The following is a 12,542-nucleotide window of genomic DNA, read 5'->3' as shown; positions in this document are numbered from 1 at the left end:
GTTAGGGGCCCGGCATGTCAGGAAAAGATATTACCGTATTAACCAGTGTGATCATGATTATTGCCATGCTGGTGATCCCTTTGCCATCATGGATGCTGAGTGTACTTATCATCATAAATATCACTCTCGGGCTGATTGTTTTATTAACATCCATGAATATGAAAGAACCGCTTGAGTTCTCAATTTTCCCATCCCTCATCTTACTTCTTACCTTGTTTCGCCTGGGGCTGAATATTTCAACCACCCGTGCAATTCTAAGCAGAGGAGAAGCTGGCGGAGTGGTTGAAACGTTTGGAACCTTCGTAACGGGGGGCAATATTCTCGTTGGGCTTGTGGTATTTATGATTCTTATTATTATCCAGTTTATTGTGATCACAAAAGGAGCCGAGCGCGTATCAGAGGTTGCCGCCCGCTTTACCCTCGATGCGATGCCCGGTAAACAGATGAGCATAGACGCTGATCTGAATGCCGGCATGATATCTGAAATAGACGCCAGGGAAAGACGTGAAAAGGTAGGAAGAGAAGCTGATTTCTACGGCGCGATGGATGGTGCGACGAAATTCGTAAAAGGGGACGCAATTGCCGGAATTATTATTGTTATGATCAATATCCTTTTCGGGATGATTATAGGAATCATGCAAATGGGAATGTCTCTTGGTGATTCAGCCAGTCAATTTACTTTACTGACAGTAGGCGATGGGATCGTAAGTCAGATTCCAGCACTGCTAATTTCAACAGCGACAGGAATTGTCGTAACGCGTGCAGCTTCAGATGGAAATCTCGGTCAGGATATTACAAACCAGCTTTTTTCCTTTGGACCCATAATGTATGTGGCAGGTGCTGCTATAGGGCTGCTTGGAGTAACTACACCTATAAGCAATTTTCTTACATTACCGATTGCGATGTTTTTAGTAACGGGGGGCTATATGGTTTCGCAGGGGTCAAAAGCAAAAGCCGAAGAAGAATTTATACCTGAAGAATCAGCGGGTGATGAACTGAAGAGTCCGGAAAGTGTGGTTAATCTGCTGACTGTTGATCAAATAGAATTTGAATTTGGCTACGGACTCATTCCGCTTGCTGATACGAACCAGGGGGGCGACCTGCTTGACCGTATTGTGATGATCAGACGTCAGCTTGCTTTAGAACTCGGTCTTGTTATCCCTGTAGTGCGGATTCGGGATAATATTCAGCTTCAGCCAAATGAATACAGACTGAAAATCAAAGGAAATGAAGCAGCGAAGGGTGAGCTGCTGCTCGATCACTACCTGGCAATGAGTCCAGGGAATGATGATTTAATAGAAGGAATTGACACCATTGAACCTTCATTCGGCCTTCCAGCCAAGTGGATTGATGAATCATTAAAAGACCAGGCAGAAATGCTGGGCTACACTGTGGTAGACCCTCCTTCAGTGGTGTCCACTCATTTAACCGAGGTAATCAAAAACAATGCCCATGATCTGCTTGGACGCCAGGAAACGAAGCAGTTAATCGAACATCTAAAAGAAAGCTATCCAATTGTCGTAGAAGAAGTTACTCCTTCACCCCTTTCTATTGGAGAGGTTCAAAAGGTGCTTGCTAAGCTTTTAAAAGAAAATGTTTCGATCCGCAATTTGCCTATTATTTTTGAAGCACTGGCCGATTATGCAAAACATACAACTGACATTGACATTTTGACTGAGTACACAAGGCAGGCATTAGCAAGGCAGATTACGAGCCAGTTCAGCTCGGAAGGGGAAAATCTAAAGGTGATAACCTTATCAGGGAGAGTCGAGAAGCTGATTGCCGATGGGATTCAGCAAACTGAGCACGGAAGTTTTTTATCATTGGATCCGAATGATTCTCAGCGTGTACTGGAATCAATGGCTCAGCAGATTGAGCAGTCCTCATTAACACAGCAGACGCCTATCATCTTATCTTCACCTGCTGTCAGACTATATATCAGACAATTAACAGAAAGATACTTTCCTCAGATTCCTATTTTGTCCTATAACGAACTGGAAGCAAATGTAGAGGTGCAAAGTATAGGGGTGGTGAATATCGAATGAAAATGAAGAAAATTACAGCACCGACTTTACCTGCTGCGATGAATCTTATCCGCGCTGAATTCGGCAGTGATGCGGTGGTATTAAGTTCAAAGACCGTGCATACGGGGGGCTTTTTAGGTTTATTTAAAAAAAAGCAGATTCAAGTAATTGCAGGACTTGATGAAACGCATGCTATACCTGCCGCTGCTAAAGAAGTGGTAAAGGAACAAAAGAGAGAAGAAGGACCGGAAAAAGCAGGAGACTCGTTCAAGCATCTTGAGGAGTTAAAGGAACTAAAAAAAATGGTAAGTACGCTGACAAATCAATCGGACAGTAAACTAAAGCAGTTTCCATTGGCGATTAAAAAAGAGCTCCATTTTTACCAGGAGCAGGATTTTGACGAAAGCTGGCTTTTTAGACTCGGATCCTATTTATATGGTCTGTGGGAAAAGGATCCTTTGAATATAGATTTAGCAAAAAAAGCTGAAGAATATTTAAAGGAGCAGCTCACGGAACTTTCCTGGGGCAGTTCATTTGAAAAATATATTGCTGTATTGGGACCGACTGGAGTAGGTAAGACCACAACCCTGGCTAAAATGGCAGCAAATCTGGTTATTCATCATAATAAAAGAGTAGCGTTTATTACAACAGACACATACAGAATTGGCGCAATTGAACAGCTTAAGACTTATGCAAAGCTGCTTGATGTTCCGTTGGAGGTAGTGTATGGCAAAGAAGATTTTGAACGTGCAATAGAGAAATTCCAGGATTACGATCATATCTTTATCGATACAGCAGGCAGGAATTACCGTCATTCAAAATACGTAGATGATTTAAAAGATGTATTCGTTTTTCCGCCGGATATGCAGTGCTTTCTTGTTCTCTCGATAACAGCAAAGAAAAGCGATATGCAGCAGATTATTGACCGTTTTAAAGAGGTTGAGATCGAGCAATTTATTTTTACAAAATGGGACGAGAGTCAAAGTGCCGGACCTGTTTTTCATGTAATGCTCGATAACCAGAAAGGCGCAGCCTATTTTACTTCAGGGCAGGAAGTGCCTGAGGATATTATAAAAGCGTCTGCCGACTCCTTTGTTGAATTAACGAAGAAAAGCGGGTTAACATGATGGATCAAGCTCAAGCCTTACGAAATCATATGCTTTCAAAGCAAAAAACAGCAAAAGTAATTACAGTTGTCAGCGGAAAAGGCGGTGTAGGGAAATCCAACTTTTCCTTAAACTGGGCAGTTGCGCTTTCCTCAAAAGGCTATCGTACTTTATTGATTGACATGGATATTGGAATGGGAAATGTGCATATTCTGCTAGGTGAAAATCCTAAACAATCCATTTTTCATTATCTCAAGGGACAGGCTGCCATTGAAGACATCATTCATAAGGGACCGGCTGATCTAGATTTTATTTCAGGCGGTTCAGGGCTTAATAATCTTATGGAATGGCAGAGTGAGGAAATGAAGCAGATGCTAAAGGGATTTGAAAAACTTCAAAAAATTTATGATTATATAATTTTTGATATGGGAGCTGGTGCTACTGCAGGCGGAATTGAGCTGACGATCGCTGCAGATGAGGTATTTGTCGTAGCTACTTCTGAGCCTACATCTATTATGGATGCCTATTCCATGATGAAATTTATCCATTTAAAAGATCCTGATAAGACAATGCTCTTATTATGTAACCGAGTACGTAATGATTCAGAAGGCACCGCAGTTATGCAGCGTCTTAAAACAGCGATGCAACGGTTTTTAAATAAAGAAATTTATTACCTTGGGAATCTGCCTGAGGATCAAAATGTCAGAAAAGCTGTTTCAGCTCAATATCCTTTCATACTTCAGTTTCCTGCTGCAGCAGGTTCAAAAAAGTTGAAATCAATGGTTGAAGCCTATTTGGATAACCGGCCGGGAGAAACACTAAAAGCATCAAACCGATTTCTAAAGCGCCTGACCTCTATTTTTTACAGCAAATGAGTACTGTTTCTTGACCGCTAAGCCCTTTGAGAATTCTGATCGAATGCTTTAATGAGGTGAGTGAAGCTTGGAAGAAGATTACTACGAAAAAATTTTTATGAAGGAAAGTATTTCTTACCTTCAGCAGTGTTCAAAGCAATTGTCATTGCTTAAGAATAATCCTGATGATCAAAATGTAATTGAGGAGCTTTTCCGCTCTTTTCATTCATTAAAAGGGATGTCAGCCGCTATGAGCTACGACGAAATGACAAAAACAGCTCACAGCGCAGAAGATATTTTAGAATTAATCCGCAGTGAAAAAGTCCTTGTAACCAAAGAAGTTATTAAAAAACTAACGCAAAGTGCCGGCCATCTTGAACACTTAGTTGCTGCAATGGCTAATGAGAAAAGAAAATTAATTTCCGGTCAGAAGATAGAAGCTGAATCCAACCTGTTTTCACAATTGATCCGGCAATTAAGCATCAATGCCGATAAAAAAATAACGGTGCAAATAACAGGTCTGGAAACGGAACTGGATGCTATTCATCTCGAGCTGATTAGTGAACCGCTGATTCATTTAATTAAAAATGCGGTTGATCACGGGATTGAAAAACCTGAAAACCGCATTAAAAGAGGGAAAAGCGAAAAAGGAAAAATAGAGCTTAGAGCTTATAGAACTAATCAGCATGTTTTTGTGGAAATTAAGGATGATGGAGCAGGAATTAATAAAAAGAAGGTCGTTAACAATGCTATATCACTTGGAATCCTCTCTGGAAAGCAATTAAAAACTGTTGATGAGCAGTTTATCTTCAATCTGACAATGAAGCCAGGGGTTTCTACTGCGAATGAAATTTCAGCCATTTCCGGCAGAGGGGTAGGTCTGGATGCGGTAAAAACAAAAATCGAGTCATTTGGAGGCTCCATTAGCATTCAGTCCGAAGCCGGTAAAGGAACTGTTATTTCAATTAAACTGCCTATAATGATCAGTCAACAAAAATTGAAAAATACCTGAAGCTTTACTCCGGAGAGTTAAAAATCTTTTCAGCAAAAGAGGGGTGTCATGAATCAATCGACTGCAAGTCAGGAAAAACACTATTGGAAGCTATGGACAGATACAAGAGATCCTTATGCAGGAGATATGCTCGTAAAACGGTATATGTCCCTGGTTCATTACCATGTACAGAGAATTAGCAGCGGTCTGCCGAAGAATATAGTAAAAGATGATTTAAAAAGCCTGGGGCTAATGGGTCTGCTTGATGCTCTTCAAAAATTTGATACCGCACGAGATCTTAAATTTGATACGTATGCCTCTTTCAGAATAAGAGGAGCCATTATTGATGGGCTGCGAAAAGAAGACTGGCTGCCCCGTTCCACTAGAGAGAAAGCGAAAAAGATTGAAGCAAAAGCAGAAGAACTTGAACAAAACCATTTTAGAAAAGCAAGACCAGAAGAGGTGGCAGATGCACTTGGCATTGAAGTAACAGAGGTATATCAGGTTACCCAGGAACATCTTTATGCGAATATTCTTTCGATAGAGGAACAGTCTTCAGATCAAACCGACCCGGATACGCCTGCTTACAGTTTGAAAGATACAAAAAGCATGCTCCCTGAACAGCAGCTCATTAAAAACGAATTAATTGGTGATCTATCAGCTCAAATCAGTCAGTTAAATGAGAAAGAACAACTGGTTTTAAGTTTATTTTATAGTGAAGAGCTTACGCTTACTGAAATTGGAGAGGTTTTAGGGCTGTCGACATCAAGAATTAGTCAGATTCATTCAAAATGCTTATTTAAGCTGAGAAAACTGCTATCCTCGGAATATTATCAATCTTAAGAGGGATCAAGTGTTAAATGAAGAGGGGATATTATGTTAATTTTTCTATTTGTGCTATCGATCGTCGTAAATCTCATTGCCATCTTATCCATCTTATTATTATATCTGAGACAAAATAAGCTGATATATAAGGAAGAAAAACATCAGCAGGCATTAGAAGAAATGGAACAAACCTTATCAAGCTATCTCTACGAAATCAAGGAAGATAATAAGGCATTCTTAAAAAAATTCCAGCTGATCAAACAGGAGAAGCTGCCGGCGGCAAATGAACCTGATGTGGTGGATTCTTCTGTGTCCCAGGAAGAAGCAGCTTCCGCTCCGCTAATTAAAGCTACCCGCTTTATCGCAGCCAGCCGCTATAAGACAGCCGGACCTGCTACAAGTAAACCGCCTGAATCCCCATCCGATCAGGCGGTAAGATTATTCAGTGAAGGTAAATCTGTTGCTGAAATTGCAAAGAAACTTAATAAAGGTATGACTGAAATAGAATTAATGGTGAAATTCCATAATAAAACCGAATAAATTCTTGAAGCATGGTAATGATTGTGGTATAGTAATTAACGGTGTTAATACACACGCTTCGTGATTTAGCGAAATGGTGCTATCAATTTATGATAGTTTTCGTACTAAAAAGGATCGTGGCGGAGGAGAACAAACCATAAGGAGGAAATAACACAATGTCAGTAATCTCAATGAAGCAATTGCTTGAAGCAGGTGTTCACTTCGGTCACCAGACACGCAGATGGAACCCAAAAATGAAAAAGTATATTTTCACAGAGCGTAACGGAATCTACATCATTGACCTTCAAAAAACGGTTAAAAAAGTAGAGGAAGCTTACAAATTCGTCAAAGAAGTATCAGCTAATGGCGGTACAGTTCTTTTTGTCGGAACAAAAAAACAGGCGCAGGAATCTGTTCGTGACGAAGCAGGCCGTGCTGGAATGCACTACATTAACCAACGCTGGTTAGGTGGTACACTTACTAACTTCGGAACTATTCAACTTCGTATCAATCGTCTTAAAAAGATTGAAAAAATGGAAGAGGACGGAACATTTGACGTTCTTCCTAAGAAAGAAGTTGTACAGCTTAAGAAAGAATATGAGCGCCTTGTTAAATTCCTTGGCGGAATCAGAGACATGCAAAAGCTTCCTGATGCGCTATTCATCATTGACCCGCGCAAAGAACGTATTGCAGTTGCTGAAGCTCGTAAATTGAACATTCCTATCGTAGGAATCGTTGACACTAACTGTGATCCGGATGAAATTGATTATGTTATACCAGCTAATGACGATGCAATTCGTGCTGTTAAGCTTTTAACTTCTAAAATGGCTGATGCGATTCTTGAATCAAAACAGGTTGAAGAAGAAGAGGAAGAAGCAGTAGCTGCTGAGTAATTGATAAAACAAAGGTGATAAGCGGGATCGTCCCTTATCACCTTTTTTAAAGCAACTAATAAAATAGCGATGAATCAATAAGGAGGAATTTCCGTGGCAATTACAGCTCAAATGGTAAAAGAACTACGTGAAAAAACTGGTGCAGGTATGATGGACTGCAAAAAAGCGTTAACTGAAACAAATGGCGACATGGACCAGGCAATTGACTTCCTTCGTGAAAAAGGAATTGCAAAAGCAGCTAAAAAAGCTGACCGTATCGCAGCTGAAGGGTCTACATTTATTTTAAGCGAAGGAAACGAAGCAGTAATTCTTGAAGTAAATGCAGAAACAGACTTCGTAGCTAAAAATGAAGGGTTCCAAACTCTTGTAAAAGAGATTGCATCTCATCTGCTTGCTACGAAACCGGCATCACTGGAAGAAGCTCTTGAGTCTAAAATGGATAATGGTTCTTCTGTAAATGACCATATTACTGGCGCTATGGGCAAAATCGGAGAGAAAATCACTCTTCGCCGCTTTGCAATCCGCACAAAAGACGATAACGCTTCTTTTGGCGAGTATCTTCATATGGGTGGAAGAATCGGTGTTCTTGCGGTTCTTGAAGGAACTACAGACGGTCAGGCTGCTAAAGATGTAGCAATGCATGCAGCTGCACTTAACCCTAAATACGTTTCCCGCGATCAGGTTTCTCAGGAAGAAGCAGACAGAGAGCGTGAAGTATTAACAAAGCAGGCTCTTGAAGAAGGCAAGCCTGAAAATATCGTTGCTAAAATGGTTGAAGGCCGTCTAGGCAAATACTTTGAAGAAATCTGTATTCTTGACCAGGCGTTTGTAAAAGACCCTGATCAAAAAGTTCGTCAGTTCCTTGAAACTAAAAATGCTACTTTAACTGATTTTGTACGCTATGAAGTTGGAGAAGGTATTGAAAAGCGTCAGGACAATTTTGCTGATGAAGTTATGAGCCAGGTTAAAAAATAATAAAACTGCACCATACAGGTGTTAAATGAGGGGACACTTTGTGTTCCCTTCTTTTTGGAAAAAATGGACCATAAGGGAGGATACTATGAGTAAATCTAGATACAATCGAGTGGTATTAAAATTAAGCGGCGAAGCATTAGCCGGTGATACAGGCTTTGGTATTCACCCGCCAATCATTAAATCAGTAGCTGAACAAGTAAAAGAGCTTGCGGATCTTGGCGTTGAGGTTGCTGTAGTAGTCGGCGGCGGAAACATCTGGAGAGGTAAAATCGGCAGTGAAATGGGAATGGACCGTGCTTCTGCTGATTATATGGGAATGCTTGCAACCGTCATGAATTCCCTCGCTCTTCAGGACAGCCTTGAAAACCTGGGTGTACAGACCCGCGTTCAATCTTCTATTGAAATGCGTCAGGTAGCTGAGCCTTATATCCGCAGAAAAGCAATCCGTCATCTGGAGAAAAAACGTGTAGTGATTTTCGCTGCAGGTACAGGGAATCCTTATTTCTCTACTGATACAACGGCTGCACTAAGAGCCGCTGAAATTGAGGCTGAGGTCATCTTGATGGCTAAAAATAATGTTGACGGCGTTTATTCAGCTGATCCAAAATTAGATTCAACAGCAGTGAAATATAATGAGCTGAGTTTCCTTGATGTGTTAAAAGACGGATTGGCCGTGATGGATTCAACTGCATCATCCTTATGTATGGACAACGATATCCCACTCATAGTATTCTCAATTATGGAGAATGGAAATATTAAACGGGCTGCATTGGGTGAACCAATCGGTACGATTGTCAGGGGGAAAAACTAATGAGTACACAAACGATTTCGCAAACGAAAGAAAAAATGGAGAAAGCCGTTCAGGCTTTTTCCCGCGAGCTTGCTTCAATTCGAGCAGGCCGTGCCAGTGCCTCTTTGCTTGATAAAATAACTGTGGACTATTATGGTGCACCTACACCGGTGAATCAGCTTGCTTCAATCACTGTACCAGAGGCCAGGTTATTGCAAATTACTCCTTATGATAAGACGTCACTTGGTGAGATTGAAAAAGCAATCCAAAAATCTGATCTTGGCCTTAACCCTTCAAATGATGGATCATTAATCCGCATTACGATTCCTGCATTAACTGAGGAACGCCGTAAAGATCTGGCTAAACAGGTGAAAAGAGAAGCTGAAGATGCTAAGGTTGCAATTCGAAACATTCGAAGAGAAGCAAACGATGAATTAAAGAAGAGTGAAAAAAGCAGCGAGATTACAGAGGATGATCTTCGCGGCTACAATGAAGATGTCCAGGAAATGACCAATGATCATATCGAAAAAATCGATAGCCTTGCAAAAGCAAAAGAAAAAGAAATTATGGATGTGTAAGCTGTTTTTTAAAAAGCCCTCTACTTGCTAGGGGGTTTTCTTCTTTTTTTCCGAACAATCGATTATGATGGAGGTAATGAAGGATTCTATCATACGATTTTCCCCTTAGTGGACATTTATTACAGAAAATTTGATATGATAAGAAAAGCATGTATTCATGCAATTACTGTGTGGGGGATGTACAATGCTCGATAAAATGAAATTATGGAAGTCCACGAAAGAGCCGGACACCCTTGATGAACGAATCGATGAATGCTTAAAGTATCAGATTCCGAATCATATTGCCATTATAATGGACGGGAACGGCAGATGGGCCAATAAACGTGCCATGCCTAGAATTGCAGGTCACCATGAAGGGATGAAAGCGGTTCGTCCTATCACCCGGCTTGCTAGCCGTTTAGGTGTTAAAGCACTCACTCTTTATGCTTTTTCAACGGAGAATTGGATCCGTCCAAAAATGGAAGTCGATTATCTGATGAAGCTGCCGGAAGAGTTTTTAGGTTCCTTCCTTCCTGAGCTGATAGAAGAAAATGTTCAAGTTCAAATGATGGGAGATAAATCCCAGGTGCCTGCCCATACACTTAGGGCAGTTGAAAAGGCTGTGAGCGAAACAGCTCACAATGATGGATTAATATTGAATTTTGCTCTTAATTACGGCAGCCGTTCTGAAATTATGTCAGCGGTAAGGTCCTTAGCTGAAGAAGTTGAAAAGGGAAGCCTTAGTGCCAATGAAATTGATGATACCATGTTTTCTTCCCGGTTAATGACAGGGCATCTGCAAGACCCTGATTTGTTAATCCGTACGAGCGGTGAGATTCGCTTAAGCAACTTTATGCTTTGGCAGCTGGCTTATGCAGAGTTCTGGTTTACAGAAGTATTATGGCCGGATTTTTCAGAAATGCATCTGGTGGAAGCAATTGAGGCTTATCAAAAACGGTCACGAAGATTTGGTGGATTACAAAGCGAGGAATCATAATGAAACAAAGGCTGATCACAGGTATTATTGCAGCAGCATTATTTGTGCCCGTTGTATGGGTGGGCGGAATTGTCTTCATCATCGGTACATACGTGATTGCATCTGTAGCTCTTTACGAAGTGCTGAAGATGCGTTCGATTAATGTGTTTTCTATTCCGGGAGCCATTTCTATCTTAACTCTTTGGACTTTTTTGCTGCCAAATGAATATTACGAAATTTTAAACCAGCTGAATTATTCAAAAATCGAAACAGCGCTGCTGTCTGTACTTCTCCTGTTGGTGTATACGGTTATGAAGAAAAACCGTTTCACTTTCGATGACGCTGCATTCGCAGTATTTGCGATGCTCTATGTCGGCATCGGCTTTTATTACTTTATTGAAACCAGAGATGCAAGCATCCTCTGGGTTGTCTATGCACTGTTAATTATATGGACAACTGACTCGGGAGCTTATTTTATAGGTAAATCTATGGGTAAAAGAAAATTATGGCCTGATATCAGTCCGAATAAAACGGTGGAAGGCTTTGTCGGCGGCATACTTTCTGCTATTGTAGTCGTCATTATTTTTATACAGCTTGTACCGCTTGAAACAAATTTTTGGTATTTACTATTTGCAACTGTAATCTTATCAGCATTTGGTCAAATAGGAGATCTGGTCGAATCTGCTTTAAAGCGTCATTACGGAGTAAAAGATTCCGGCAGAATCCTGCCTGGCCACGGGGGCCTGTTAGATCGTTTTGACAGCTTGTTATTTGTTCTCCCGCTTATGCATATCCTACAGTTGATTTAGGTTAGGGGGATCATATTGAAAAAGATTAGCTTAATGGGAGCATCAGGCTCTATTGGACTGCAGACTCTCGATATACTTAGAGAGCATAAGGAATCATTTGAGCTTACAGCATTTTCTGTAGGGAAAAACCTGAATCTTGCCCGAAAGGCAATTATAGAATTTCAGCCAAAGCTTGTTTCGGTTCAATTAAAGGAAGATGCGGAAACGTTAAAGTCTGAAGGGTTTTCCCACACAAAAATCGTTTACGGACAGGCAGGTTTAGTGGAAGTTGCAGTTTGTCCTGACAGCGATACAGTGGTAAATGCTGTGCTCGGCAGTGTCGGACTTGAACCGACCATGAGGGCAATTGAAGCGAAAAAGAACATCGCTATCGCCAACAAGGAAACGCTAGTGACGGCTGGCCACCTTGTTATGGAAGCAGCAAAAAAGCATAACGTTTCCATGCTTCCTGTGGATAGTGAGCATTCAGCCATTTTTCAGGCCCTGCAGGGGGAAAATAAAAAAAATATTGAACGGCTTATCATTACAGCTTCCGGAGGCAGCTTTAGAGATCGTACACGTGATCAGTTAAGTGATGTAACGTTAAAAGATGCGTTACATCATCCTAACTGGTCCATGGGGGCTAAAATCACGATAGATTCAGCCAGTATGATGAATAAAGGCCTTGAGGTTATTGAAGCGCACTGGCTTTTTGATCTTCCATATGAAAAAATTGATGTCCTTCTTCATAAAGAAAGTATTATTCATTCAATGGTAGAATTTCATGACAGCTCTGTCATAGCCCAGCTCGGCTCACCGGATATGCGGGTGCCGATTCAGTATGCACTGACCTACCCTGACCGTTTTACGCTGAAGCAGGCAGATAGATTAAGACTTGAAGACATTGGAAAGCTGCATTTTAAGAAGATGGATTTCGACCGCTTTCGCTGTCTCGGCTTTGCTTATGAAGCCGGGCGAACCGGAGGCACAATGCCCGCAGTTTTAAATGCCGCAAATGAAGCAGCTGTGCAGTTGTTTTTAGAGGAAAAAATACTCTTCCTTCAAATCGAAGAGATAATTGAAAAAGCCATGCATGAGCATACCAGCCAGCAGCAGCCTGACCTGAAAACCATTCAGGAAGTAGACTCGGAAACACGTTCACAAATTCTTTCCTTCTATAAGTAGGAAAACTACCTCACTTTTTTTAGAACGTGCTACAATGAGTTAAGAATTGCGAAGGTAAT

Annotated in this window: 13 protein-coding genes; all 13 read left to right on the top strand. The window is 41.0% G+C overall.

Annotation, left to right across the window (positions count from 1 at the left end; all coding sequences use genetic code 11):
• Positions 1 to 14 precede the first annotated feature (14 nt).
• Positions 15 to 2,045, top strand: a complete 2,031-nt coding sequence (gene flhA / locus C4B60_RS01280) for a flagellar biosynthesis protein FlhA (RefSeq protein ID WP_104055937.1) — start codon at positions 15 to 17, stop codon at positions 2,043 to 2,045.
• Entirely contained in the window at positions 2,042 to 3,151 is a 1,110-nt protein-coding gene (gene flhF, locus C4B60_RS01275) for a flagellar biosynthesis GTPase FlhF (RefSeq protein ID WP_104055935.1), read from the top strand. The genes flhA and flhF overlap by 4 nt, the downstream gene beginning before the upstream one ends.
• Positions 3,151 to 4,005 carry a MinD/ParA family protein gene (locus tag C4B60_RS01270; RefSeq protein ID WP_245153840.1) on the top strand — a complete coding sequence of 285 codons (855 nt, stop codon included), beginning with the start codon at positions 3,151 to 3,153 and terminating at the stop codon, positions 4,003 to 4,005. Before flhF ends, C4B60_RS01270 begins: the two co-directional genes overlap by 1 nt.
• Positions 4,006 to 4,102: 97 nt before the next feature.
• The gene (locus C4B60_RS01265) at positions 4,103 to 4,996 is read left to right on the top strand and encodes a chemotaxis protein CheA (protein ID WP_135122085.1); all 894 of its coding nucleotides are present in this window, start codon (positions 4,103 to 4,105) and stop codon (positions 4,994 to 4,996) included.
• A gap of 48 nt (positions 4,997 to 5,044) precedes the next feature.
• Positions 5,045 to 5,818, top strand: coding sequence for a FliA/WhiG family RNA polymerase sigma factor (locus C4B60_RS01260; RefSeq protein WP_104055929.1), 774 nt, complete (start codon positions 5,045 to 5,047; stop codon positions 5,816 to 5,818).
• 33 nt (positions 5,819 to 5,851) lie between these two features.
• A complete protein-coding gene (locus C4B60_RS01255; RefSeq protein ID WP_104055927.1) occupies positions 5,852 to 6,340 on the top strand; it encodes a DUF6115 domain-containing protein in 489 nt (162 codons plus the stop codon).
• 155 nt (positions 6,341 to 6,495) lie between these two features.
• Positions 6,496 to 7,212 carry a 30S ribosomal protein S2 gene (gene rpsB / locus C4B60_RS01250; RefSeq protein WP_104055925.1) on the top strand — a complete coding sequence of 239 codons (717 nt, stop codon included), beginning with the start codon at positions 6,496 to 6,498 and terminating at the stop codon, positions 7,210 to 7,212.
• A gap of 93 nt (positions 7,213 to 7,305) precedes the next feature.
• Positions 7,306 to 8,187 (top strand): translation elongation factor Ts, encoded by an 882-nt coding sequence (gene tsf / locus C4B60_RS01245; RefSeq protein WP_104055923.1) that lies wholly within the window; start codon positions 7,306 to 7,308, stop codon positions 8,185 to 8,187.
• 85 nt (positions 8,188 to 8,272) lie between these two features.
• Positions 8,273 to 8,998, top strand: a complete 726-nt coding sequence (gene pyrH, locus C4B60_RS01240; RefSeq protein ID WP_104055921.1) for a UMP kinase — start codon at positions 8,273 to 8,275, stop codon at positions 8,996 to 8,998.
• Positions 8,998 to 9,555 (top strand): ribosome recycling factor, encoded by a 558-nt coding sequence (gene frr / locus C4B60_RS01235; RefSeq protein WP_104055919.1) that lies wholly within the window; start codon positions 8,998 to 9,000, stop codon positions 9,553 to 9,555. Before pyrH ends, frr begins: the two co-directional genes overlap by 1 nt.
• A 184-nt stretch (positions 9,556 to 9,739) precedes the next feature.
• On the top strand, positions 9,740 to 10,531 hold the full coding sequence (locus tag C4B60_RS01230) for an undecaprenyl pyrophosphate synthase (RefSeq protein ID WP_104055917.1): 792 nt from the start codon (positions 9,740 to 9,742) through the stop codon (positions 10,529 to 10,531).
• Positions 10,531 to 11,319: a phosphatidate cytidylyltransferase gene (locus C4B60_RS01225; protein WP_104055915.1), complete on the top strand. Its 789-nt coding sequence runs from the start codon at positions 10,531 to 10,533 to the stop codon at positions 11,317 to 11,319. The genes C4B60_RS01230 and C4B60_RS01225 overlap by 1 nt, the downstream gene beginning before the upstream one ends.
• Before the next feature lie 15 nt (positions 11,320 to 11,334).
• Entirely contained in the window at positions 11,335 to 12,483 is a 1,149-nt protein-coding gene (dxr, locus tag C4B60_RS01220; protein ID WP_104055913.1) for a 1-deoxy-D-xylulose-5-phosphate reductoisomerase, read from the top strand.
• Positions 12,484 to 12,542: the final 59 nt, after the last annotated feature.

Origin of the sequence: Jeotgalibacillus proteolyticus (assembly GCF_002926065.1) — a bacterium.
GTDB classification, from domain to species: Bacteria; Bacillota; Bacilli; order Bacillales; family Jeotgalibacillaceae; genus Jeotgalibacillus; species Jeotgalibacillus proteolyticus.
This window is presented reverse-complemented; position numbering and strand designations above follow the sequence as displayed.